This window comes from Gemmobacter fulvus (assembly GCF_018798885.1).
Classification (GTDB): Bacteria; Pseudomonadota; Alphaproteobacteria; order Rhodobacterales; family Rhodobacteraceae; genus Gemmobacter; species Gemmobacter fulvus.
On sequence record NZ_CP076361.1, the window covers coordinates 2,447,023 to 2,469,518 of the forward strand.

25 protein-coding genes are annotated in these 22,496 nt (G+C 63.7%); 10 read left to right on the forward strand and 15 right to left on the reverse strand.

The window, feature by feature from the left end; all coding sequences use genetic code 11:
* Positions 1–62 precede the first annotated feature (62 nt).
* From rplT to pyk, 4 genes are all read right to left on the reverse strand, one after another.
* Positions 63–428 (reverse strand): 50S ribosomal protein L20, encoded by a 366-nt coding sequence (rplT, locus tag KM031_RS11805; RefSeq protein ID WP_215504713.1) that lies wholly within the window; start codon positions 426–428, stop codon positions 63–65.
* A 12-nt stretch (positions 429–440) separates the two neighbouring features.
* On the reverse strand, positions 441–641 hold the full coding sequence (gene rpmI / locus KM031_RS11810) for a 50S ribosomal protein L35 (protein WP_091303153.1): 201 nt from the start codon (positions 639–641) through the stop codon (positions 441–443).
* A gap of 122 nt (positions 642–763) precedes the next feature.
* Positions 764–988, reverse strand: a complete 225-nt coding sequence (locus KM031_RS11815; protein WP_215504712.1) for a hypothetical protein — start codon at positions 986–988, stop codon at positions 764–766.
* Positions 989–1,018: 30 nt separating this feature from the next.
* The gene (gene pyk, locus KM031_RS11820; RefSeq protein ID WP_215504711.1) at positions 1,019–2,464 is read right to left on the reverse strand and encodes a pyruvate kinase; all 1,446 of its coding nucleotides are present in this window, start codon (positions 2,462–2,464) and stop codon (positions 1,019–1,021) included.
* A gap of 176 nt (positions 2,465–2,640) precedes the next feature.
* Between pyk and KM031_RS11825 the strand changes: the two genes are divergently transcribed.
* Positions 2,641–3,378 carry an N-formylglutamate amidohydrolase gene (locus tag KM031_RS11825; RefSeq protein WP_215504710.1) on the forward strand — a complete coding sequence of 246 codons (738 nt, stop codon included), beginning with the start codon at positions 2,641–2,643 and terminating at the stop codon, positions 3,376–3,378.
* A 118-nt stretch (positions 3,379–3,496) separates the two neighbouring features.
* The gene (locus tag KM031_RS11830) at positions 3,497–4,063 is read left to right on the forward strand and encodes a hypothetical protein (protein ID WP_215504709.1); all 567 of its coding nucleotides are present in this window, start codon (positions 3,497–3,499) and stop codon (positions 4,061–4,063) included.
* 36 nt (positions 4,064–4,099) lie between these two features.
* On the opposite strand, the gene KM031_RS11835 is transcribed toward KM031_RS11830, so the two are convergent.
* Positions 4,100–4,960, reverse strand: a complete 861-nt coding sequence (locus KM031_RS11835) for a D-amino-acid transaminase (protein ID WP_215504708.1) — start codon at positions 4,958–4,960, stop codon at positions 4,100–4,102.
* A 198-nt stretch (positions 4,961–5,158) separates the two neighbouring features.
* Here KM031_RS11835 and KM031_RS11840 point away from each other — a divergent pair, with 198 nt between their 5' ends.
* From KM031_RS11840 to KM031_RS11850, 3 genes are all read left to right on the forward strand, one after another.
* A complete protein-coding gene (locus tag KM031_RS11840) occupies positions 5,159–6,121 on the forward strand; it encodes an L-malyl-CoA/beta-methylmalyl-CoA lyase (RefSeq protein WP_215504707.1) in 963 nt (320 codons plus the stop codon).
* Positions 6,122–6,357: 236 nt separating this feature from the next.
* The gene (locus tag KM031_RS11845) at positions 6,358–7,317 is read left to right on the forward strand and encodes an acetyl-CoA carboxylase carboxyltransferase subunit alpha (protein WP_215504706.1); all 960 of its coding nucleotides are present in this window, start codon (positions 6,358–6,360) and stop codon (positions 7,315–7,317) included.
* A gap of 81 nt (positions 7,318–7,398) precedes the next feature.
* Entirely contained in the window at positions 7,399–8,817 is a 1,419-nt protein-coding gene (locus KM031_RS11850; protein WP_215504705.1) for a calcium-binding protein, read from the forward strand.
* 11 nt (positions 8,818–8,828) lie between these two features.
* On the opposite strand, the gene KM031_RS11855 is transcribed toward KM031_RS11850, so the two are convergent.
* From KM031_RS11855 to KM031_RS11865, 3 genes are read right to left on the reverse strand one after another with little or no spacing between them, the layout of a single operon-like run.
* The gene (locus KM031_RS11855) at positions 8,829–9,563 is read right to left on the reverse strand and encodes a lysophospholipid acyltransferase family protein (RefSeq protein ID WP_215504704.1); all 735 of its coding nucleotides are present in this window, start codon (positions 9,561–9,563) and stop codon (positions 8,829–8,831) included.
* Positions 9,563–10,465: a cell division protein FtsX gene (locus tag KM031_RS11860; RefSeq protein WP_371878994.1), complete on the reverse strand. Its 903-nt coding sequence runs from the start codon at positions 10,463–10,465 to the stop codon at positions 9,563–9,565. Before KM031_RS11860 ends, KM031_RS11855 begins: the two co-directional genes overlap by 1 nt.
* Positions 10,462–11,133, reverse strand: coding sequence for a cell division ATP-binding protein FtsE (locus tag KM031_RS11865; protein ID WP_215504703.1), 672 nt, complete (start codon positions 11,131–11,133; stop codon positions 10,462–10,464). The genes KM031_RS11860 and KM031_RS11865 overlap by 4 nt, the downstream gene beginning before the upstream one ends.
* A 187-nt stretch (positions 11,134–11,320) precedes the next feature.
* Between KM031_RS11865 and KM031_RS11870 the strand changes: the two genes are divergently transcribed.
* Positions 11,321–12,181 carry a zinc-ribbon domain-containing protein gene (locus KM031_RS11870; protein WP_215504702.1) on the forward strand — a complete coding sequence of 287 codons (861 nt, stop codon included), beginning with the start codon at positions 11,321–11,323 and terminating at the stop codon, positions 12,179–12,181.
* 33 nt (positions 12,182–12,214) lie between these two features.
* On the opposite strand, the gene KM031_RS11875 is transcribed toward KM031_RS11870, so the two are convergent.
* The 6 genes from KM031_RS11875 to argH all read right to left on the reverse strand — a co-directional run bounded on the left by KM031_RS11875 (position 12,215) and on the right by argH (position 18,169).
* Complete coding sequence (locus KM031_RS11875; RefSeq protein WP_215504701.1) at positions 12,215–14,683, reverse strand: DUF4175 domain-containing protein; 2,469 nt, start codon at positions 14,681–14,683, stop codon at positions 12,215–12,217.
* A gap of 28 nt (positions 14,684–14,711) precedes the next feature.
* On the reverse strand, positions 14,712–15,977 hold the full coding sequence (gene lysA / locus KM031_RS11880) for a diaminopimelate decarboxylase (RefSeq protein ID WP_215504700.1): 1,266 nt from the start codon (positions 15,975–15,977) through the stop codon (positions 14,712–14,714).
* A gap of 63 nt (positions 15,978–16,040) precedes the next feature.
* Positions 16,041–16,358 (reverse strand): DUF2834 domain-containing protein, encoded by a 318-nt coding sequence (locus KM031_RS11885; protein WP_215504699.1) that lies wholly within the window; start codon positions 16,356–16,358, stop codon positions 16,041–16,043.
* Positions 16,358–16,588 (reverse strand): hypothetical protein, encoded by a 231-nt coding sequence (locus tag KM031_RS11890; protein ID WP_215504698.1) that lies wholly within the window; start codon positions 16,586–16,588, stop codon positions 16,358–16,360. Before KM031_RS11890 ends, KM031_RS11885 begins: the two co-directional genes overlap by 1 nt.
* On the reverse strand, positions 16,588–16,728 hold the full coding sequence (locus KM031_RS11895) for a hypothetical protein (RefSeq protein WP_215505026.1): 141 nt from the start codon (positions 16,726–16,728) through the stop codon (positions 16,588–16,590). Before KM031_RS11895 ends, KM031_RS11890 begins: the two co-directional genes overlap by 1 nt.
* Before the next feature lie 34 nt (positions 16,729–16,762).
* Positions 16,763–18,169 (reverse strand): argininosuccinate lyase, encoded by a 1,407-nt coding sequence (argH, locus tag KM031_RS11900; protein ID WP_215504697.1) that lies wholly within the window; start codon positions 18,167–18,169, stop codon positions 16,763–16,765.
* Between the two features lie 21 nt (positions 18,170–18,190).
* On the opposite strand from argH, the gene KM031_RS11905 reads away from it, so the two are divergent.
* On the forward strand, positions 18,191–18,739 hold the full coding sequence (locus KM031_RS11905) for a TlpA family protein disulfide reductase (protein ID WP_215504696.1): 549 nt from the start codon (positions 18,191–18,193) through the stop codon (positions 18,737–18,739).
* On the opposite strand, the gene KM031_RS11910 is transcribed toward KM031_RS11905, so the two are convergent.
* Positions 18,720–19,304: a DNA-3-methyladenine glycosylase I gene (locus tag KM031_RS11910; protein ID WP_215504695.1), complete on the reverse strand. Its 585-nt coding sequence runs from the start codon at positions 19,302–19,304 to the stop codon at positions 18,720–18,722. The two genes, KM031_RS11905 and KM031_RS11910, sit on opposite strands and share 20 nt — an antisense overlap.
* 106 nt (positions 19,305–19,410) lie before the next feature.
* Here KM031_RS11910 and KM031_RS11915 point away from each other — a divergent pair, with 106 nt between their 5' ends.
* The 3 genes from KM031_RS11915 (at position 19,411) to phbB (ending at position 22,423) form a co-directional block, all read left to right on the forward strand.
* The gene (locus tag KM031_RS11915) at positions 19,411–20,247 is read left to right on the forward strand and encodes an EAL domain-containing protein (RefSeq protein ID WP_215504694.1); all 837 of its coding nucleotides are present in this window, start codon (positions 19,411–19,413) and stop codon (positions 20,245–20,247) included.
* 147 nt (positions 20,248–20,394) lie between these two features.
* Positions 20,395–21,570 (forward strand): acetyl-CoA C-acetyltransferase, encoded by a 1,176-nt coding sequence (locus KM031_RS11920; protein WP_215504693.1) that lies wholly within the window; start codon positions 20,395–20,397, stop codon positions 21,568–21,570.
* Positions 21,571–21,697: 127 nt separating this feature from the next.
* Entirely contained in the window at positions 21,698–22,423 is a 726-nt protein-coding gene (gene phbB / locus KM031_RS11925; protein WP_215504692.1) for an acetoacetyl-CoA reductase, read from the forward strand.
* The last annotated feature ends 73 nt before the right edge of the window (positions 22,424–22,496 follow it).

Genomic DNA, 22,496 nt, shown 5'->3' on the forward strand with positions numbered 1-22,496 from the left:
ACAGCAAAAAGCCCCCAACGCGATGCGTTGAGGGCTTTTCAAAGCGGTTTAGCTGCTGAAAATCAGACAGCCAGAGCTTGCTTGGCTTGGGCTGCGATGGCGTTGAACGCCTCCGGCTCATGCACGGCCAGATCGGCCAGAACCTTGCGGTCCACTTCGATCCCGGCTTTTGCCAGACCGTTGATGAAACGCGAATAGGTCATTTCGATGTCGAACAGACGCACGGCAGCGTTGATCCGCTGGATCCACAGGGCGCGGAAGTTGCGCTTGCGGGTCTTGCGGTCGCGGGTCGCGTACTGGTTGGCCTTGTCGACGGCCTGAGTAGCTGTGCGGAAGTTCGTGGAGCGGGCGGCGTAATAGCCTTTCGCTGCCTTGATCACCTTGCGGTGACGGGCGTGGGTCACAACGCCGGATTTAACGCGGGACATATGAGGCTCTCCTTACCGGTCGTAGGGCATGTATTTTTTGACGATCTTCGCATCGCTTGCGCACAGGATCATAGCGCCCGATGCGTCGCGGATGAACTTGGTCGTCCGTTTGATCATGCCGTGACGTTTGCCGGCCGGGCCAGCTTTCACACGACCGGAAGCCGTGAAGCTGAAACGCTTCTTCGCCGCCGATTTGGTCTTCATCTTGGGCATTTCCATCTCCTCGCTGAGGGGTGAACGCACGACTCGGCAATGCCACATGGGCCGGTCGCGCGGGTATAGAGCGGGCCGTATAGGGCCCAAATGAGTGCGGTGCAAGACCCGGATGGCAGGATTCAGTGGCGCAACTGCCCGATCACGCGGAAAAATGCGTTGGGAATGTCACGCACCTCATAGCCGCCGGGCTTTCTGGTCATCGCCAGAACGATCAGCACACCGGCGATCAGCACAAGGATCGCGGCCACACGGGGCGCCCGGCCTTCAGAGAAGGCCGAGAGCATGGAGGGAACGGCCAGAACGCCAAGTATGAGGCCGATAACCAGATATAGGTCGGAACTCACAGCATACCCCTCACAAGACCCTGCGAGAGCTTACTCGGGGTCGACGCGGTGAATCAACCGTTCATCACAGGGCGCGACACGCAGGATGTTGGTGGTACCCTGCGTGTTGAACGGCACGCCGGCAGTGACCACGATCTGATCGCTCTCGGTGGCAAAGCCCTCCTCGCGGGCGGCGCGCGCGGCCGAGATGACGGCCCCCTTGAAGCGGTCCTGCTCTTCGGTCAGCACGCAATGCGTGCCCCAGGTCAGGCACATGCGGCGGGCCGTTTCCATCAGCGGGGTCAGCGCCAGGATCGGCACGCGCGGACGTTCGCGCGATACCAGACTGACCGTGGTGCCCGACTGCGAGAAGCAGCAGATGGCCTTGATGTCGGTTGCTTCGGCGATTTCGCGGGCGGCGGCCACGATGCCATCGGCAACCGTGGTGCGTTTGGCCTTGCGCGAGGCTTCGATGATCTCGCGATACACCGGATCGCTTTCGACCGAGATGGCAACATTGTGCATCGTGGTGACGGCTTCGATCGGATATTGACCGGCGGCGCTTTCCGCCGACAGCATGACCGCATCGGCCCCTTCATAGATGGCGGTGGCCACGTCGGACACTTCAGCGCGGGTCGGGACCGGGCTTTCGATCATCGACTCGAGCATCTGCGTCGCCACGATCACCGGCTTTGCCGCCGCGCGGGCGCCGCGCACAAGGCGCTTCTGGATCGGCGGCACGGCTTGCACCGGCAGTTCGACGCCCAAATCGCCACGGGCGACCATGATGCCATCCGACACCGCCAGAATGGCGTCATAGGCCTTCACGGCGGCAGGTTTTTCGATCTTGGACAGGATCGCCGCGCGGCCCTTGGCCAGTTCGCGCGCCTCGATCACATCCTCGGGGCGCTGCACGAAGCTGAGGGCGAGCCAGTCCACGCCGATAGCGCAGGCAAATTCCAGATCCTTGCGGTCTTTGTCCGACAGCGCGGCCACCGGCAACACCACGTCGGGCACGTTCACGCCCTTGCGGTTGGAGATGGTGCCCCCGACGCTGACGGTGCAATCGGCGAAATCCGGGCCACACTCATTGACGCTGAGCCGGATCTTGCCGTCATTCACCAGAAGGGTGGCGCCGGGTTCCAGGGCCGCGAAAATTTCGGGGTGGGGCAGTTGCACGCGGTTCAGATCGCCCGGTGCATCGCTCAGGTCCATGCGGAAGGTTGCCCCCTCCACCAGATCCTCGGAGCCATTGGCAAACACGCCAACGCGCAGTTTCGGGCCCTGAAGATCGGCCAGAATGGCGATCGGGCGGCCGGTATCGGCTTCGATCTGCCGGATGATGGCGTGGCGGGCACGAATATCTTCGTGTGTCCCATGGCTCATGTTCAGGCGGAACACATCGGCCCCAGCCTCGAACAGCTTGCGGATCATGTCGTAATCCGACGAAGCTGGCCCCAGCGTGGCCACGATTTTCACATTGCGCAGGCGTCTCATGCTGCCGGTTCCTTGTCTGTCTATCTGGATGCGAGGGCCGCGGACCTTATGCCGGAAATCCGGCCGCGCGGCAACGACGCATTTGTTAGCGGTAACACCAATCGCGCAGGATTTTCATGATTCCCTTGGGCGATGGCGGTCTTTAAAGATGTATTGTGCAGAATGGTGACGAACGAATGACGAACACTCCCTTTTGGATCACGGGTGAGGCGCGGCCCGGGCGCTGGCTTGTGACCTGTGATCACGCCACCAATCATGTGCCCGCCGATCTGGGCGGTGATCTCGGCATCGCGCCCGAGGATATGGCGCGCCATATTGCCTATGATGTTGGCGCGGCAGGTCTGGCAGAGGCTCTGGGGCAGCGGCTCGACAGCCCGGTGATCTGTTCGGATTTCTCGCGGCTGGTGATCGACCCGAACCGGGGCGAGGATGACCCGACGCTGGTGATGAAGCTCTATGACGGCACGATCATTCCCGCCAACCGCCATGTCGATGCGGCCGAGACGGAGCGGCGGCTGAACAGCCTGTATCGTCCCTATCATGCGGCTTTGGCGCGGTTGGCGGCGCGGCAGGCGGATACGGTGATCGTGGCCATTCACAGCTTTACCCCCTGTCTGCGCGGGCGTCCGCCGCGCCCCTGGCAGGTGGGGGTTCTGTATTCCCATCTGGATCTGCGCCTGTCGCGCAGACTTATCGCGCGGTTGCAGGCCGAGCCGGATTTGTGCGTGGGCGACAATCAACCTTATTCCGGCCATCTGCCCGGCGATGCGGTGGATCGTCATGCCTTGCAAGGCGGGCGGCACAACACGCTGATCGAGCTGCGTAATGATCTGATCGCCACATCTGCGGCACAGGCCGCCTGGGCGGATCGACTGGCACCGATTCTGATGGCGGCGCTGTCGGATCTGGATTGAGCGATCATCCGGTCTGCGGGGCCGGATTGTTTCCCGCAAGTGGCAGAACCGCTTTGCATTTTTGACTCCGGTAGTGGCGGGCTGCTAGGGTTTGCGCTGTTTTGGGTGCGAGGGTGACATGGAAATCCTGCTGATGCTGATCGCCCTGCCGCTTGCCCTTGTCGGGATGAGTCTGGGCGGCGATGACGATGACCGGGATGATGCCCCCGAGGCGGACGCCGAACGATCTGCCGCTGACGATGGTGCGGCAGAGGCAGAACTGGCCGAGGAGGCCGAAGCCGATGTGCCGCCGGATGCAGGCAACTGGCCCGAGGCTGAGGGTGGCGCGGATATGCTGTTTGCCGAGGATGGCGAGGTTGCGCAGGCTGAGGACGTGCCGCCAGACAGCGATTGGCCCGAGGCCGGGGCAGAGCAGGGCACAGAGCATGACGAAAGCGGGGCAGAGCCGCAGGTTGTAGATTATCTGCAAACTCCGGGCGAGGCGGTCACGATCCCCGATTTTCGCGGTGACACCGATCTGCTGGATCTGAACGGCCTGTCTGATCCCGCCGCGGGTGCCGAGGATCCGGTCTGGCAGGCTTCGGGCGATGGCCAATCCACCGAGATCCTGTTGGAGGGGCGGGTTGCCGTGATCCTCGAAGGCGTCAAGGCGGTCGATTTTCAGGCCGATTGGCTGCGGGGATAAGGCCGGGGGAGGCACGCTCCCCCGGACCTGCGGCTGTTACACGGCGGCTTTGCGCATCTCGTCCAGATAGATCTCGCGCATCCGCGTGGCGACGCGGCCAACGGTGCCGTTGCCGATTGCGGTGCCGTCCACCTCGACCACCGGCATCACGAAGGCCGAGGCCGAGGTGATGAAGGCTTCGTCGGCACTCTGCGCCTCGGCGATGGTGAAATTGCGCTCTTCAACCTCCATCTGGGCTTCAACCGCAAAACGCAGCACGGCTGCGCGGGTGATGCCGTGCAGAATGTCATGCGACAGCGCGCGGGTGATGATCTTGTTGCCCTTGACGATATAGGCGTTGTTCGAGGTGCCTTCGGTTACGAAGCCATCCTCGACCAGCCAGGCGTCATCGACGCCCGCCTTCTTGGCGGCCATCTTGGCCATCGACGGGTAAAGCAGTTGCACGGTCTTGATGTCGCGGCGGCCCCAGCGCACATCCGGCACCGAAATTACCTTCCAGCCGGTTTTGGCTGCCGGACTGTCGGCCAGACCGGGCTTGGCCTGCGTGAACAGAACCACCGTCGGCGGCAGATCAGCGGCAGGATAGGCGAAATCGCGGTCGCCCGGATTGCCACGGGTGACTTGCAGATAGACCATGCCATCGGCAATGCCGTTCTGCGCCACCAACGCGCGGTGGATCGCCAGCCACTCATCATCGCTGTGCGGATTGGTCATCTCCAGCTCGGTCAGCGAGCGGGCAAGACGGGTGCAATGGCCCGCGAAATCAATCAGCTTGCCGTCCAGAACGGAGGTCACTTCATAAACGCCATCCGCCATCAGGAAGCCGCGGTCAAAGACCGAGATCCTGGCTTCATGTTCCGGCAGGTAATCCCCATTCACATAGACGGTGCGGCTCATCACAATTCCTTCGTGCTTGCGTCTGCGGCTGATGCGGTTTGGGCCAGCACAGCCAAGTCGTCAAGCCTTTGCTGGGACATGGCCGCTATGCCGCCGCGCAGCGGAATTGCTGCGTTTGCAAATCCGGCTTGCTTTCTGCTGCGCAAGAATATAACCAAACCAAGCAAATCCCCGACATTTCATTACCGAGAGACGCCGATGAGCTTCCGCATCCAGCCCACCGCCCCCGCCCGCCCGAACCGCTGCCAGCTTTTCGGCCCCGGCTCTCGTCCGGCGCTGTTTGAAAAAATGGCGGCCTCTGCGGCGGATGTGATCAACCTTGATCTGGAAGATTCGGTCGCCCCGTCCGACAAGGATCAGGCGCGGGCGAATATCATCACCGCGGTCAATACGCTCGACTGGGGCCGCAAGACGCTGTCGGTGCGGATCAACGGGCTGGATACGCCGTTCTGGTATCGCGATGTGGTCGATCTGCTGGAACAATGCGGCGAGCGTCTGGATCAGATCATGATCCCGAAAGTGGGCTGTGCCGCCGATGTCTATGCGGTCGATGCGCTGGTGACGGCCATCGAAAGGGCAAAGGGGCGGGCAAAGCCGATCAGCTTCGAGGTCATCATCGAATCGGCGGCGGGTATTGCCCATGTCGAGGAAATCGCCGCCTCCAGCCCGCGCTTGCAGGCGATGAGCCTTGGCGCTGCCGATTTTGCCGCCAGCATGGGGATGCAGACCACCGGCATCGGCGGCACGCAGGAAAATTATTACATGCTGCGCGAGGGCGTGAAGCACTGGTCCGACCCGTGGCACTGGGCGCAGGCCGCCATCGTCGCCGCCTGCCGTACCCATGGTGTTCTGCCGGTAGATGGCCCGTTCGGCGATTTTTCGGATGACGAAGGCTATCGCGCGCAGGCCCGCCGTTCGGCCACGCTGGGCATGGTTGGCAAATGGGCAATCCATCCCAAACAGATCGCGCTCGCCAACGAGGTGTTTACGCCCTCTGATTCGGCTGTCGGCGAAGCGCGCGAGATTCTGGCGGCGATGGAGGCTGCAAAAGCCCGAGGCGAGGGCGCAACCGTCTATAAAGGGCGGCTTGTGGACATTGCATCCATCAAACAGGCCGAAGTCATCGTGCGTCAGTCTGAAATGATTGCTGCCGGGGCCTGATATCCGTTGACAGCCTGCCCGTTGCGCGGGCAGGCTCATGTAACAGCGGGTTAACAATTCAGCGATCTGCGAAAAGATACCCCGCCGCAACGAGGAGAGGAGGCCTCTTGCGGCATCTTGGGAGGAGCACGCCCCGTGGCCATGCCACGGGGCGCTGCTGTTTTGGAAGGTCGCTGGCGCAGTTGCATCTTGGCCCCGCCTTGGCCATATAGAATGCCGACACTTGTGGAGCCGCCATGAACTATCTGGAATTCGAGAAGCCGCTGGCCGAAATCGAAGGCAAGGCCGAAGAACTGCGTGCCCTTGCCCGCGCCAACAAGGAAATGGATGTCGAGAAAGAGGCGGCGGCGCTCGACAAGAAGGCCGATGTGCTGCTGAAGGATCTCTATCGGGATCTGACGCCGTGGCGCAAATGTCAGGTGGCCCGCCACCCGGACCGGCCGCATTGCAAGGATTACATCGACGCGCTGTTCACCGAATACACGCCGCTGGCCGGAGATCGCAACTTTGCCGACGATCACGCCATCATGGGCGGGCTGGCGCGGTTCAACGATATTCCGGTGATGGTGATCGGCCATGAAAAGGGCAATGACACCAAATCGCGCATCGAACGGAATTTCGGCATGGCGCGGCCCGAAGGCTATCGCAAGGCGATCCGGCTGATGGACATGGCGCATCGCTTCGGCCTACCGGTGGTGACGCTGGTCGACACGCCCGGCGCCTATCCGGGCAAGGGCGCGGAAGAGCGCGGGCAGGCCGAGGCCATCGCCCGCAGCACGCAGAAATGTCTGGAAATCGGGGTTCCGCTGATTGCGGTCATCATCGGTGAGGGCGGATCGGGTGGGGCTGTGGCCTTTGCCACCGCCAACCGCATCGCCATGCTGGAACATTCGGTCTATTCGGTGATCTCGCCCGAGGGCTGTGCCTCGATCCTGTGGAAAGATGCCGAAAAGATGCGCGAAGCTGCCGAGGCGTTGCGCCTGACCGCGCAGGATCTGCAAAAGCTCGGCGTGATCGACCGCATCATCAAGGAACCGCTGGGCGGCGCGCAACGCGGCCCGAAAGAAACGGTAGAGGCCGTGGGCAAGGCGATCGAAACCATGCTCAAGGAGCTTTCGGGCAAGAAGCCCGAGGCGCTGATCCGTGACCGCCGCCAGAAATTCCTGGATATGGGCTCCAAAGGCCTCGCCGCCTGATTCACGCTTGCCATAATCCACCTTGCCAGAATCCATAGGGGCTGCGAGCCTTTGTGGAGTGGCAAGGTGGTGGGGTCGTGCATGGTGCGCCGTTTCGGAACTGATGAAGCGCAGAGCCTGTTTGGCAGCGGTCGCGCTGACTTGATCCATGGGCTTGGCGGCTTTGACTATCTTCAGGGCAATGGCGGCAATGACACGCTGGCGGGCGGCGGCACCGTCTATGGCAATACGGGCAACGACCTTTATTCGGGTGTGCGCTTCCTGTGGGACTATCTGCCGACCGCGATCTTCAAGCTTTACACATTGGATCTTGGCGCGGGCAACGACCGCTTCGTGATCAATGATCAGGATGGCCGCTTTGGCGACGGCAATTATGTCGGTCTGGGCGATCTGACGCTGGGGGCCGGGGCGGATCGGGCCATCATCGCCTCGTGTTACGGCACCACGCTGGCGCTCGGCACCGGGGCCGATACCGCCTATGTGTTGAGCGATGCAGGCGCGCGGGTGCAATTGGCGGACGGGTTTCTGCAGACCGCCGACGGGTCTGCGGATGTCGTGCATTTCGATGGCCATGGTGACGCGCTTGCGCTCTATGGCTTTGGCCGCGAGGATCGGCTGATCCTTTATGATACCGGGTTGAGCCTGGCGCAGATCCGTCAGCGCACCACCTTTCTGGATCCGGTCTCTAGGACCGATCTGCGCATCACCCTGCCGAATGAGACTGTGATCACGATTTCCAAGGCGTTTTCGGGCCATCTGACCCCGGACATGCTGGGTCTGACCGAGCGGCGGCTGGTGGTGGGCGAGGAGATCGTTCTGGGGGCGGCACGGGGCACGCAGAATGCCGTCTTTGCCGGCGGCGCGGATGATGTGCTGACAGCGGCGGGCAGGGCGCTGTTTCTGGGCGGCGGTGATGACATCGGGCGCGGTGGGCGCCGGGCTGACAGCCTTTATGGCGAAACCGGCGAAGACACGCTGCGCGGGCAGGGCGGCAATGACAGCCTGTGGGGCGAAAGCGGCGATGATGTGCTGTCTGCCGGGGCCGGGGCTGACCTGATCGACACCGGCAGCGGCGCCGATATGGCCTTTGGCGCGGCAGGGGCCGACACCTTCGTGATCCGGTTCAGTGGCGATACCCTGTCTGGTGGTGCGGGCGATGACCGGTTTGTATTTTCGGACTATCTCGGCTCTGAGACTGCCCGCATCAGTGGCGGGCAAGGGCGCGATATCTATGTGGTCGACTCCGACACCCGCAATGTTGTCGTCACGGATTTCAGGCCCGGCACGGATCGTATCGACATCAGCCTCTGGTTCACCGGAACCCCGAAGGGGCCAGAGGCAGAAGCCCGGTTCAGGGCCTATTTCTCTGAGGGGCAGTTGGTGACGCAGGATGATTTCTATCCGGCCACCGGGCTTTATGTTTCTATGTTCAGCATGACCTGGGTGTTTGAAGGCTTGAAACCCGGCGACCTTGATCGGCAGGATTTCATCCTGTTCTGACACGCAGGGCGTCAGCCCCGGAACCCAGCCTCGGCCAGCAGCCGGTCGGAGGTGCTTTCCACATCACGTTCCAGCCGCGCCATGAACTCGCCATTGGACAGGCCGGGCGGGATGGCGGGCAGGAAGGCGACGACAGCCGTGCCGGGTTTGCGCAGGATGCCGTGCTTGGGCCAGAACAGCCCCACATTGGCCGCCACCGGCACGCAATCCTGCCCCAACTGGCTATACAGCAGCGCGGTGCCCACCTTGTAGGGGGCTGAAGTGCCGGGGGCGACGCGGGTGCCCTGCGGATAGATGATCAACTGGCCCGGCAGGCTGATCCCAGCCTTGACATCCGCCATCATCTTGAGGATGGCCGCGCCACGCTTGCCCCGGTTCACCGGCACGCAGCCGATACGCAGGGCATACCAGCCAAGGATCGGGGCCCAGCGGAGTTCACTTTTCATGATGAACTTGCCCCGTGGCACCGCGCCGAAGATCAGCATGATGTCCAGAAAGCTTTGATGTTTTGCCGCGATCAGCACTTCGCCCTGCGGCACCACGCCCCGCACTTCGGTGTGCAGGCCACAGAGCGCGGCGAGGGTCCAGCGCACCCACACGCAGAAGCTGCGGCAGGCGGTATGGGCAAAACGCCGGTCGATCAGGGCAGGAATGAACAAGACAATCCCGATCACCAGCATCGCCAGATACATCTGCACGATGAAGATCAGCGACAGCGCCCATTGCAGGGGCAGGATACGGCGCATCAGGTCAACTCCCGCAATTTGGACAGGGCGGCGGCACGGGTGGCAAAGAAGGCCACGATCCCGGCCAGCAGGGGCAAGGCCAGCGGCAGCAGCCAGCCCCAGCCGGTAAAGCCAAGCCCGGTCAGAAAGCCGCCCGCCGCATCGGCGGAGGGCAGCAGCGCCACGCCGATCATGCCGGCCAAGGCTCCCACCGTCGCGCCGCCCAAGGCGCGCAGGGTAAAGCGGCGCACGAAGGCGCGGGCGATATAGGTGTCGCGCGCGCCCACCAGCCGCAGCACCCGGATCACCTGCGCATTGGCCGCGAGCGAGGCATTGGCCGCCAGCGTGATCATCGCCCCCATGGTGCCAAGGATCAGCCCGATGGACAGCAGCCCCAGCAGCCGCAACCGCCCGGCAGCCGTGGCCAGCGGCCTGCGCCAGCGGGTGTGATCGTCCAGCACGGCACCTGGGGCTTCGGCGGCAAGCCGTTGGCGCAGGCCTTCGGCATCATAGCCGTCGCCGGTCTCGGTCAACTCGATCAGGCGCGGGATCGGCAGCGCCTCGACCGGCAGGTCAGGGCCGAACCACGGCTCCAGCAGGGCGCGCTGCTCCTCGTCGCTCAGGGCGCGGGCCTCGCCGACGCCGGGCGTGGTGGACAGCACCGCCAGTACGGCCTGCGTCTGCACCTCCAGCTGATCCGCCGGGGCCGAGACCCGCACCGTGGCGGTGCGCGCCAAGGCGTCCGACCAGCGGTCGGCCATCCGCCCCGAGGCAAGTGAAAGCGCCAGCGCAAAGACGGCCAGAAAGGTCATGGCTCCGGCGGTGAAGCTGGTCAGCCAGGCGGTATGGCCGGTGGGCGGCACCACGCGGTCGGCCTGACGGTCGCCCTGGACCAGCAGCGAAAGATAGCGTTTCAGTATCACAGATCCGCCCCCGCCAGTTGGATGCGCCGCGCCTTGATCCGCAACACGCGGGCCGCAACCTGCGCCTTGGCCTGCCGGATCAGGTTCAGATCATGGGTGGCGATCACGATGGTCTTGCCCATCCGGTTCAGTTCCACCAGCAGGGTCAGCAGCCGCAGCGACAGATCCCAGTCAAGGTTGCCGGTCGGCTCATCCGCGAGGATCACATCCGGCCCCATGATGATGGCGCGTGCCAGCGCGGCCCGCTGCCGCTCGCCGCCCGAAAGCGAGGGGGGCAGGGCATCCGCCAGATGTTTCAGCCCGACCCAGCCGAGCAGGTCGCCCAGATCCTCGCCGCTCACCTCGCGGTTGGAGACGGTCAGCGGCAAGGAGACATTGGCGGCCAGCGGCAGGTGGTCAAGAAACTGGCAATCCTGATGCACCACCCCGACCCGGCGGCGCATCCTTGCCACCTCGTCGCGGTCAAGGCTGCGCACTTCACGGTCGAACAGGGTGACATGGCCCGAGGTGGGCAGCAGCTCTGCATAGCACAGCTTCAGGAAGGTCGATTTGCCCGATCCGGACGGCCCGGTCAGGAAATGGAACGATCCGGGTGCCAGCCGCAACGACACATCCGAGAGCAATTCGCCCCCGCCGTAAGTATAGGCTACATTCTCAAGTGAAATCACAGGCAGGCCCCTTCCGCACACGCGCTGCACAATCGCCCAGCCACGCGGCGGTTTCAACGGGCAGGCCGATGCAACGCGCGAAAATCATTCCTGCGTGAGGCTTGGATATGCGGAATATCGTTGCTACAACAGAATTCGTCACCAACCGGACAACGGTTGGGGCGGACACCGGCAGGGGCGGGGACGAATGCGGCTGATTTGCCCAAATTGTGATGCACAATACGAAGTTGCCGATACGGCGATCCCGGATGAAGGGCGCGACGTGCAATGTTCCAACTGTGGCCATGGCTGGTTTCAGCTGTCGCCCCATGCGATTGCCGCCGCCGAGGCCGAGGCGGAACTGTTCGAGGCCCCTGAACCCGTAGCCGTAACCGATGAAGAGGGGCCTGCCGAAGCGGACGCGCTGATTGCGGGGGATGTGCCGCAGACGGATGTGCCGCCCGCCCCTGAGGTGCCGGTTGCCGAAGAGCCTGCCGCCGTGCCGCCGCCCGTGGCCGCAACCCCGCGCCGCAGCATGGATGAAAATCTGATGGCCGTGCTGCGCGAAGAGGCAGAGCGCGAGGCACAGGCCCGCGCGAAGGAAGAGCCGCGCCCGCTGGAAACGCAGGGTGAACTGGGGCTGGAGGCAGCGACTGCCGCCGCAGCCATCAGCCCCTCGGACCGCCGTATTGCCCAACTGAAAGGCATCGACCCCGATGCCATGCCAGAACCGGAAGTCATCACCCGCGCGCCCAAGGGCCGCGAGTTGCTGCCGGATATCGAAGAGATCAATTCGACGCTTCGGCCCAGTGTGGATCGGGGCGAAGATGCGCAGGCGCTGGCGGATGTCGGCCCGTCATTGCGGCAAGACGCCAGCTTTCGCAGCGGCTTCGCGCTGATGCTGTTGCTGGCGGCCGGGCTGGCGCTGGCCTATGTGATGGCCCCGCGCATCGCCCAGCAGATCCCCGGCACGGCCGATGCGATGACGGCCTATGTCGCGGCGGTGGATGCAGCACGGCTGTGGCTGGACGCCTGGATGCAACGGGCGATCATGGCGCTTCAGGGCTGATTACCCGGCCTACCTGCCGATCCTGCGCGCGGATCAGAACAGCTCCAGCAAGCGTTTGAGGTAGTCGCGCTCGGTTTCGGCGCGCTGCTGCTCGCCTGCCCGACGTCGGATTTCATCCAGAAGATCCTGCGCGCGGCGATAGACATCCGGCCCGCGTGCCATGTTGCCATCCGATCCGATCACTCCGGAATTGCCGGTTTCGCGGCCCAGCGGGTCGCGCTGCGGCCCCTGATCGCCCCGACCCTGCGCCTGCCCTTCGCCCTGCTCTTGCCGTTCGGCTTCGGCCTGCGCATCGCCCAAGGCGCGCATGCCGTCGCGCATCCGGTCCATCGCATCGGCCTGCCGGTCCAGCGCGCCGGACAGATCGCCGTCGCGCAGGGCACGCTCGGCGTCATCCATCTCGCGCTCGGCCTCATCCAGCGCCCGCCGCCCGGCTTCGCCTTTTTCCGATCCGGCACCGGGCAGGCGGTTGCCATTCAGCGCGTCAAGACGGTCGCGCAACGCCTGCTGGCGTTCGGCAAGGTCTTTGCCCTCGGGGCCTTCGCTACCGCTACCATCACCCTGCTGCTGCTGGCCGGAAGGGCCTTGCTGCAATTCGCGGAAGGCTTCGTCAGACAGTTGTTGCTGATCGCGCAGCGTGTCCTGCAATTCGCGCATGCCGGGCATCTGCGGCCCGCCCTGACCCCCGGCCCCGCCTTCGGTGATTTGCAGGTTCTCCAGCAATTTCTGCAACATCGCCATGGCTTCGGCGGCCTCGGCCATGCGGCCTTCTTCCATCAGACGCTGGATTTCATCCATCATTTCCTGAATCTGGTCGCCAGTCAGCTGCATCCGCTGCTGATTTTCGGCCATCTCGCTGTCGGGATTGCGCTGCGCCTCTTCGGCCAGAAGCTGCATGTAGTCTTCGGTTGCGGCGCGCAGTTCCTCCATCAGCTCCTGAATTTCCGCCGGGTCCGCGCCGTTGCGGATGGCTTCGTTCAGGCGCTCTTGCGCGCGGGCCAGCCTCTCGCGCGCCGAGGCGAGATCGCCCTCTTCCACCAGCAGGGCAATCTCCCACAACTCATCCGCCAGCGCATCGCGCTGCTCGGCGGTCAGGCTTGCCGCGGTGGTATTGAGCTGCTTGAGGGCGGCCATCAGCCGTTTGAACGTGGTCTCGTCGCGCATCAGATCATCGGGCAGATGGGTGATCGCCTTGAAGATTTGTGCCGCGCGCGGGCCGTTTTCGCGCGACCATAGCAAATCGCGGCGCAATTCGATGATCGTGGCGGCCAGCGGATCAAAGAACCGCTTGCCGGGCAGGATGATGCTCAGCGGGTCAGCCGTGCCGGTCTGATTTTGCGCATCGGTGGCCGTCAACCGGATCTGCACCGGCTGATTGGCAAAGGGGTGCTTCGAGACATCTTCGATGAGCGCATCCGAAAAAGCGGCGCGATTGCCGCTGATCGGCAGCGGCAGGTCGATCACCAGCGCCTCGCGCGGCTCTGGCGCGATGGCAAGGCCATAACGGCGGTCCAGCTTGGCCAGATCCAGCGCGATGCTGGCGGTGCCGCCGGTGATGCCATAATCGTCCTCGACCGCGAAGGGCAGCTTCATCTTGCCATCACGTTCGCGGCTGACATCGCCGGTGATGCGAATGGTGGGCGCCGTGTCGGGAAGCGCCATGATCTGCCATGTGCGCCCGCCCGGCCCATTGATCGCCACCGCGCCATCCTGCATCACCGCAAAGCTTTGGGCGAGATCGGAAGCCGGGGGCGGCGTGGTCTGGCCGGACACGGTTTCCGACAGCGTCAGCGCACCGACCTCGCCATAAAGCCGGATCTGCATCCGCGTGCCTTGCGGCAGCTCCAGCGGCCCCTGCGCAATGTCATTGAGGTAGAGCGCCGGTTTGCCGGTGTGCAGGGGCGGCTGCGCCCAGCCTTCCCAGGTCGGGCCGTTCATCATCGCCTCGGCCGCGCCGGGGGCCAGCCCCGAGACACTTGCCACCCGCCAGATGGAGCCGAACATGAGCGCCATCACCAGCGCCGTCAGCGCCAGATACCGCAGCCCGAACGGATCGCGGCTGGCCAGCCGCAGATCGGGGCGCACCGGCTTGGCCATGGCGGCCCGCGCTGCCATGCGCGCCCGGTGGGTCTGCCACACGGCGACTGATGCGGGGTCGGTGCTGCCAATCGCCTGATCATCGGCCAGCGCCGACAGCGGGTGCCCCGGCAAAGATGCATCCAGCCGCACCACGGCCTCTGCCCGTCGTGGGTGGTGAAACCGCCGCAACCCGTGCCAGACGGCCCAGACCCCGCCGACGATGGCGGCGACAAGCCCGCCCCAGGCGGCTTCCAGCGGCAAGGCATCCTGCACCCCGAAGGTCAGCGCGGCGAGTGTGACAAGCGCCACCGACCACAGCGGCCAGAACGCCCGCGACAGCCGCTCGGCCCAAAGCCCGGCCCACGTCAGCCGCAGGGGCCAACGGATGCGGTGCATCACTTCGGGGGTGCGTCTGTCTGTCATGCCCTCCGCCGCGGCGCTTGCGGTCCTGTTACAGCCATTCGGGGATGTTATCGCGCTTCAGGATTTCGTCAAAGCTTGGTCTTGCGCGGATGACAGCGAAGTGATCGTCCCGCACCAGCACTTCGGGGATCAGCGGGCGGGTGTTGTATTCGCTGGCCATCACCGCGCCATAAGCCCCGGCAGAGCGGAAGGCGACCAGATCACCCTCGGCCAGCAGCGGCAACTCGCGGGCCTTGGCGAAGGTATCGCCGGTTTCGCAGACCGGCCCCACTACATCAAACCCCTGCGAGGGTGCCGCCGCCGCAGGCTCCTGCACCGCCACGATGTCGTGATGCGCGCCATACATCGAGGGGCGCACCAGATCATTCATCGCCGCATCGAGGATCAGGAAATCGCGGCCTTCGCCGTTTTTCACATAGATCACCGTGCTGACCAGAACGCCCGCATTGCCGGCAATCAGCCGCCCCGGCTCGATCTCGATCTCGCAGCCCAGATGGCCGACGGTGCGTTTGATCAGCGCGCCGTAATCCAGCGGCAGGGGCGGGGCCTCGTTGGAGCGGGTATAGGGAATCCCCAGACCGCCGCCCAGATCCAGACGGCGGATATTATGGCCATCGGCGCGCAGCACCGCCGTCAGATCGGCCACTTTCAGATAGGCCTGTTCAAACGGTTCCAACTCGACCAGCTGACTGCCGATATGCACGTCGATGCCGACGACATCGAGGCCCGGCAGGCGTGCCGCCTCGGCATAGACCTCGCGGGCGCGGGCGATGGGAATGCCGAACTTGTTTTCGGATTTGCCAGTGGCGATCTTTTCATGGGTGCGGGCATCGACATCCGGGTTCACCCGGATGGTGATCGGTGCCACCACCCCCATGCTGGCCGCCACGTCGGACAGCGCGCGCATCTCGGGCTCGCTTTCCACATTGAACTGCCGGATGCCGCCCTCCAGCGCCAGCCGCATTTCGGCGCGGGTCTTGCCCACACCGGAAAACACGATGCGGTCGCCCGGCACACCCGCAGCCTTTGCGCGCAGATATTCGCCGCCCGACACCACATCCATGCCCGCGCCAAGATCGCCCAGCAGTTTCAGAACCGCCACATTGGACAGCGACTTGATGGCGAAACAGACCATATTGGGCAGTGGATCAAGGGCTTCCTTGAACAGCTGATAGTGGCGGGCCAGCGTCGCGCTGGAATAGCAATAGAACGGCGTGCCGACACTGGCGGCAATCTCTGACAGGGCCACATCCTCGGCGTGAAGACTGCCGTTTTTATACAGAAAATGATCCATTGCCCGCCCTTTCGTGCCTAACAGTCCGCGTATAGCAGAACGGACCGGCCACGCAATCGCGGCTCATCTGACCTGGGCGGTGCGCAGGAACAGATACAGCGGAAGCCCGCAGCTGACGCCGATGCAGAAGGTGGCGGGAATGGCGATCAGGGCGCGCCAGTTCCGCCGCACCCGCGTTTCGGCCAGAATCCACAGCGTCAGCGCCACGGCGGCAATCGTCAGATCCCAGGTCAATCCGGTGGTCGAGGCATTGACATACCACGCGTCGATCAGCCCCGAGAGGCCACTGCCGGTCTCGCGCATGTGGCGCAGGAACCAATACATCGGATGGATGGCCCCCCAGAGCGCCAGTGCCAGATAGGCAAGCCGCAGCGGCGACATCACAGGCCGATCCCGATGCCGACCCCACCCACCCGGGTGGAGATGCGCCCGCCATAGGGGTTCACCCCCAGACGGACGCCGCCAACGTTGGTGGCCACATTGGGCGTGACCCGCACGCCCTGCGGCGTGACGCCCATGTTCACCCCGACCTGCGGTTCGCGCACGGGGGCGGCGCAGGCCGCAAGCACAAGGCCCACAAGCACAAGGCAGGACACCCGCGCGCGCGCCATCACAGGGTTCCCACCACGCCCATGCGTGCGTCGCCGCTGATCGACAGGCCGGGTTTCGGCTTCGGGGCCTCGGGGGCGCCATCGGCACCACAGGCAGCCAGCACGGCCAGAACGGCAAAAGACAGGATCACACGCATCACGGACTTCACTCCTCGGGGTTTCACCAGCCTATGCTCAGGCCAGCGCCGCCTTCCAGCGAGCAATCTGTGCCCTGACCTGAACCGGCGATGTTCCGCCATAGGATGTGCGCGAGTTGACCGAGTTTTCCACCCCCAGCACATCAAAGACATCGGCGCGGATGCCCGCATAAACCGATTGCATATCGGCCAGCGACAGATCCGGCAGATCAATGCCCCGCTTTTCGGCCATGCCGACCAGCGTGCCGGTCACATGATGCGCCTCGCGGAAGGGCAGGCCGAGTTCGCGCACCAGCCAATCGGCCAGATCGGTGGCGGTGGAAAAGCCCGAGGCCGCCGCGACGCGCAGATTGTCGACCATGGCGTGCATGTCCCCGACCATGCCGGTCATCGCGGCCAGACCCAGCATCAGCGTATCGGCGGCGTCAAAGACCTGTTCCTTGTCTTCCTGCATGTCTTTGGAATAGGTCAGCGGCAGGCCTTTCATCACGGTGAACAGTGCCACCGTCGCCCCCATGATCCGGCCCAGCTTGGCGCGCAGTAGTTCCGCCGCATCGGGGTTCTTCTTCTGCGGCATGATGCTGCTGCCGGTGGTCCATTTGTCGGACAGGCGCACAAAGCGGAACTGGGCCGAGGACCAGATCACCAGCTCTTCGGCAAAGCGCGACAGGTGCATGGCGCAGATGCTGGAGGCGCTGAGGAACTCAAGCGCGAAATCGCGGTCGGCCACCGAATCAAGGCTGTTGGCGGTGGGGCGGTCAAAGCCCAGGGCCTGCGCCGTCATCGCGCGGTCAATCGGGAACGAGGTGCCCGCCAGGGCCGCCGCGCCCAGCGGACATTCATTCATCCGCGCCCGCGCGTCGATGAACCGGCTGCGGTCACGCGCCAGCATTTCGACATAGGCCATCATGTGATGGCCCCATGTCACCGGCTGTGCGGTTTGCAGATGGGTAAAGCCGGGCATGACCCAATCGGCCCCGACCTCGGCCTGCGCCAGAAACGCCTGCATCAGCGCCTCGATCCCCGAAATCGCCGCATCGCACTGGTCCCGCACCCAGAGCCGGAAATCCACCGCCACCTGATCATTGCGCGACCGGGCGGTGTGCAGGCGCTTGCCCGCTTCGCCCACGATCTCGGTCAGGCGGGCTTCCACCGCCATATGGATGTCTTCCTGCTCCACCCGGAATTCGAAATTCCCGGCCTCGATCTCTGACAACACCGTGAGAAGGCCTTCCCGAATGGCCTCGGCATCTTTATCCGTCAGGATGCCCACGGTCGCAAGCATCGCGGCATGGGCGCGTGAACCGGCAATATCCTGCGCGTAAAGCCGCTGGTCAAAGCCGATGGAGGCGTTGATCGCCTGCATGATGGCATCTGGCCCGGCGCTGAAGCGCCCGCCCCACATGGCGTTGGCGGAGGATTGGGGGATGTCGTTCGCGCTCATGGGCCTGCCTTTGGAGGTGATATGCTGCCTGTCCGTGCTGCCGTCCTTTATACGGCCTTGCTGTTTGGTGCAAACCCGGCTGCGGCCGATATTGCCGCCGCCGATGCCCTGCGCGAGGGCGACATGAAGAAACTGAATTTCTCGGAGGCGCAGCCGCTGCCTGCCATCGGGCTTGTCGGCATGGATGATGCGCCGCGCAGCCTTGAGGAATTTCGCGGCAAATGGGTGCTGGTGAACTTCTGGGCCACATGGTGCCCGCCCTGCCGGAAAGAAATGCCCAGCCTCGGCGCGTTGCAGACCGAATTCGGCGGCGCGACATTCGAAGTGGTCACTGTTGCCACCGGACGCAATGCCGTGCCCGCCATCGACAAGTTCTTTGCCGAAGCAGGCGTGACACATCTGACCGCGCTGCGCGATCCGAAGGCCGAACTGGCCCGCGAAATGGGCGTGGCGGGCTTGCCTGTGACGGTGGTTCTGAACCCCGAGGGGGCCGAGGTCGGGCGGCTGATCGGCGATGCCGATTGGCACAGTGCCGAGGCGCGGGCGGTGCTTACGGCCTTGATGCAGTAAGGGCCGCCACCCTCGCATGGCTGGGGCAGGTGATCATGTGATCATTCACCATGCCAGTGGCCTGCATGAAGGCGTAAACGATGGTCGGGCCGCAGAACTTGAACCCTTCGGCCTTAAGCGCCTTTGACATGGCAACCGACTCTGGTGTCTGGGTCGGCACCTCTGCCATGCTGGCCCGCCGGTTCTGGACCGGGCTGCCGCCGACGAAACTCCACAGGAAAGGCGCAAAGCCCTCGCGCTGGTCAATCCGCAGATAGGCCTGCGCGCCGGTGATCGTGGCCTCGATCTTGCCGCGATGGCGCACGATGCCCGGATCGGTCAGCAAGCGTTGCACCTCCGGCTCGCCCCATGTGGCGATGATCTCGGGCCGGAAGCCTGCGAAGGCCGTGCGAAAGCTTTCGCGTTTGCGCAGGATGGTGATCCAGCTCAGCCCGGCCTGAAACCCGTCCAGAATCAGTTTTTCCCACAGGGCGCGGCCATCCCATTCCGGCACGCCCCAATCAGTATCGTGATAGGCAACATACAGCGGATCATCTCCGCACCAGCCGCAGCGTTGGTCTTGCATGGCTGACTCCCGAATTAAAATTAGAACTAAATGTGAACCTTCACGCTGTCTTTACCTTTGGCGGCGCAGTCTGTCGAGGATTTCGAAACGCTGAGGAGGGGATGCGATGGCCACGGACCGCAGGCGCAATCAGGCGAGTCTGGTCCCCGATGCCAATCCGCTGGCCTTTGTGGTTTCCGAACAGGACAAACAAACCATCACGATGGTCGAGGCCGCATTGCGTGAAAAGCGCCTGCGCCTTGCCTATCAGCCGGTGGTGCTGTCGGCCGATCCGCAGCGCGTCGCCTTTTATGAAGGGCTGATCCGGGTGCTGGATGAAAGTGGCAGGGTGATCCCGGCGCGTGATTTCATGGGGGCGGTGGAAACGCAGGATCTGGGCCGCCGGATCGACTGTGCCGCGCTGGAACTGGGGTTTCAGACCTTGGCGAAACACAGCGATATCCGGCTGTCGGTCAATATGTCGGCACGGTCCATCGGGTATCCGCAGTGGATGCGCACGCTGAAACAGGGGTTGGAACTGTCACCCGCCATTGGCGAGCGGTTGATTCTGGAGATCACCGAAAGCTCGGCCATGCTGGTGCCGGAACTGGTGACCGCCTTCATGGATGATCTGCAACGCGCGGGCGTGGCCTTTGCGCTGGATGATTTTGGCGCGGGCTACACCGCCTTCCGCTATTTCAAGGATTTCTTCTTTGACGTGATCAAGATCGACGGGCAGTTCATCCGCAATATCCACCGCGATGGCGACAATCAGGTGCTGACGCGGGCCCTGCTGTCGATTGCCCGGCAGTTTGAAATGTTCACCGTGGCGGAATCGGTCGAAACGATTGAGGAAGCTGAATTTTTGCGCGGCATCGGTGTGGATTGCCTGCAAGGTTATCTGTTCGGCGCCCCCACGCTGCACCCGGCCTTCCTGTCCGAGAGCGAGCGGCGCCGGGCATGAGGCGACGTGCCGCAGATTGGATGCGTGTCAAAATTCCGCAGTCCCGCGCAATTTTCTTGCCCCGCTACGCAATCTTGCTTACCCCAAGTTGCAGCGCGGTGGCTGATCGCCGCCGCTTCTATCGGCCAAGGGAGTAGGATCAGAACCATGACCAATGTCGTAATCGTATCCGCGGCGCGCACCGCCGTCGGCAGTTTCAACGGCGCTTTTGCCAATACTCCCGCACATGAGCTTGGCGCGGCAGTGATCGACGCTGTGGTGGCCCGCGCAGGCATCGACAAGGCCGATGTCTCGGAAACCATTCTGGGGCAGGTGCTGACGGCAGGGCAGGGCCAGAACCCGGCGCGTCAGGCGCATATCCTTGCCGGTCTGCCGAAAGAGGCTTCTGCCTGGTCGATCAATCAGGTCTGCGGTTCGGGTCTGCGGTCGGTCGCGCTGGGCGCGCAGCATGTGCAGCTGGGTGATTCGTCCATCGTTGTGGCCGGTGGTCAGGAAAACATGTCGCTCAGCCCCCATGTCGCGCATCTGCGGGCCGGGCATAAGATGGGTGACATGAAGTTCATCGACTCGATGATCAAGGATGGTCTGTGGGACGCGTTCAACGGCTATCACATGGGCCAGACCGCGGAAAACGTGGCGAACCAATGGCAGATCAGCCGTGACATGCAGGACGCTTTCGCCGTCGCCTCGCAGAACAAGGCCGAGGCAGCGCAGAAAGCCGGGCGTTTCGCGGATGAGATCATCCCGTTCATCATCAAGGGCCGCAAAGGCGATATCACGGTGGATGCCGATGAATATATCCGCCATGGCGCGACGCTGGATGCGATGGCCAAGCTGAAGCCGGCCTTCGCCAAGGATGGTTCGGTGACGGCAGGCAATGCGTCGGGCTTGAATGATGGCGCGGCGGCGGTGCTGCTGATGTCGGCGGACGAGGCTGCCAAGCGCGGCCTGACCCCGCTGGCCCGCATCGCCTCTTATGCGACCGCCGGGCTGGATCCGGCGATCATGGGCGTTGGCCCGATCCATGCCTCGCGCAAGGCGCTGGAGAAGGCAGGCTGGAAAGCCGCCGATCTGGATCTGGTCGAGGCGAACGAAGCCTTTGCCGCGCAGGCCTGTGCGGTGAACAAGGATATGGGCTGGAACCCCGATGTGGTGAACGTGAACGGCGGCGCGATTGCGATCGGCCACCCGATCGGCGCTTCGGGCTGCCGGATCCTGAACACGCTGCTGTTTGAAATGGCGCGCCGCGATGCCAAGAAGGGTCTGGCGACCCTGTGCATCGGCGGCGGCATGGGCGTGGCCATGTGCCTTGAGCGCGCATAATCCACACAACCTGTAACAGGTCTGCGAAATATTACTGCAAATGTAAAAAAGCGGGCGCAACAATGTTGCGCCCGCTTTTCCTATTCGGTAACAGGATTCCAAGCACACTATCCCTGGAGGAGGAATCATGTCGAAAGTTGCTTTGGTCACCGGCGGTTCGCGCGGCATTGGCGCAGCGATTTCCATCGCGCTGAAAAATGCCGGTTATACCGTCGCCGCCAATTATGCCGGCAATGATGAAGCCGCCGCCAAATTCACCGCCGAAACCGGCATCAAGACCTACAAGTGGTCGGTGGCAGAGTATGATGCCTGCGCCGCAGGCATTGCGCAGGTCGAGGCGGATCTGGGTCCGGTCGCGGTGCTGGTGAACAATGCAGGCATCACCCGCGATGCCATGTTCCACAAGATGACGCCGGGCCAGTGGAAAGAGGTGATCGACACCAACCTCACCGGCCTGTTCAACATGACGCATCCGCTGTGGTCCGGCATGCGGGATCGCAAATTCGGTCGTGTGATCAACATCTCGTCGATCAATGGCCAGAAGGGCCAGGCCGGTCAGGCCAACTATTCTGCCGCGAAATCGGGTGATCTGGGCTTCACCAAAGCGCTGGCGCAGGAAGGCGCACGCGCAGGCATCACCGTCAATGCCATCTGCCCCGGTTACATCGGCACCGAGATGGTGCGGGCGATTGACGAAAAGGTGCTGAACGAGCGTATCATTCCGCAGATCCCGGTGGGTCGTCTGGGCGAGCCGGAAGAAATCGCCCGCTGCGTGGTGTTCCTCGCCGCTGAGGATGCGGGCTTCATCACTGGCGCAACCATCAGCGCGAATGGCGGTCAGTTCTTCGTCTGAGCCATTAAAATTTCCGCTAAAGGCCCGCGCGAGCGGGCCTTTTTGCTTGCGGGCCCGTCGGGGCGCGGGCAGA

Bases quoted from the DNA above. Each gene is read 5' to 3' on its own strand.
- KM031_RS11825 (WP_215504710.1), top strand. From the start codon at position 2,641: ATGACGAACACTCCCTTTTGGATCACGGGTGAGGCGCGGCCCGGGCGC.
- phbB (WP_215504692.1), top strand. From the start codon at position 21,698: ATGTCGAAAGTTGCTTTGGTCACCGGCGGTTCGCGCGGCATTGGCGCA.
- KM031_RS11845 (WP_215504706.1), top strand. From the start codon at position 6,358: ATGAACTATCTGGAATTCGAGAAGCCGCTGGCCGAAATCGAAGGCAAG.
- pyk (WP_215504711.1), bottom strand. From the start codon at position 2,464: ATGAGACGCCTGCGCAATGTGAAAATCGTGGCCACGCTGGGGCCAGCT.
- KM031_RS11890 (WP_215504698.1), bottom strand. From the start codon at position 16,588: ATGGCGCGCGCGCGGGTGTCCTGCCTTGTGCTTGTGGGCCTTGTGCTT.
- rpmI (WP_091303153.1), bottom strand. From the start codon at position 641: ATGCCCAAGATGAAGACCAAATCGGCGGCGAAGAAGCGTTTCAGCTTC.
- KM031_RS11920 (WP_215504693.1), top strand. From the start codon at position 20,395: ATGACCAATGTCGTAATCGTATCCGCGGCGCGCACCGCCGTCGGCAGT.
- argH (WP_215504697.1), bottom strand. From the start codon at position 18,169: ATGAGCGCGAACGACATCCCCCAATCCTCCGCCAACGCCATGTGGGGC.
- KM031_RS11840 (WP_215504707.1), top strand. From the start codon at position 5,159: ATGAGCTTCCGCATCCAGCCCACCGCCCCCGCCCGCCCGAACCGCTGC.
- rplT (WP_215504713.1), bottom strand. From the start codon at position 428: ATGTCCCGCGTTAAATCCGGCGTTGTGACCCACGCCCGTCACCGCAAG.
- KM031_RS11855 (WP_215504704.1), bottom strand. From the start codon at position 9,563: ATGCGCCGTATCCTGCCCCTGCAATGGGCGCTGTCGCTGATCTTCATC.
- KM031_RS11910 (WP_215504695.1), bottom strand. From the start codon at position 19,304: ATGCAAGACCAACGCTGCGGCTGGTGCGGAGATGATCCGCTGTATGTT.
- lysA (WP_215504700.1), bottom strand. From the start codon at position 15,977: ATGGATCATTTTCTGTATAAAAACGGCAGTCTTCACGCCGAGGATGTG.
- KM031_RS11850 (WP_215504705.1), top strand. From the start codon at position 7,399: ATGGTGCGCCGTTTCGGAACTGATGAAGCGCAGAGCCTGTTTGGCAGC.
- KM031_RS11875 (WP_215504701.1), bottom strand. From the start codon at position 14,683: ATGACAGACAGACGCACCCCCGAAGTGATGCACCGCATCCGTTGGCCC.
- KM031_RS11915 (WP_215504694.1), top strand. From the start codon at position 19,411: ATGGCCACGGACCGCAGGCGCAATCAGGCGAGTCTGGTCCCCGATGCC.
- KM031_RS11905 (WP_215504696.1), top strand. From the start codon at position 18,191: ATGCTGCCTGTCCGTGCTGCCGTCCTTTATACGGCCTTGCTGTTTGGT.
- KM031_RS11830 (WP_215504709.1), top strand. From the start codon at position 3,497: ATGGAAATCCTGCTGATGCTGATCGCCCTGCCGCTTGCCCTTGTCGGG.
- KM031_RS11870 (WP_215504702.1), top strand. From the start codon at position 11,321: ATGCGGCTGATTTGCCCAAATTGTGATGCACAATACGAAGTTGCCGAT.
- KM031_RS11835 (WP_215504708.1), bottom strand. From the start codon at position 4,960: ATGAGCCGCACCGTCTATGTGAATGGGGATTACCTGCCGGAACATGAA.
- KM031_RS11885 (WP_215504699.1), bottom strand. From the start codon at position 16,358: ATGTCGCCGCTGCGGCTTGCCTATCTGGCACTGGCGCTCTGGGGGGCC.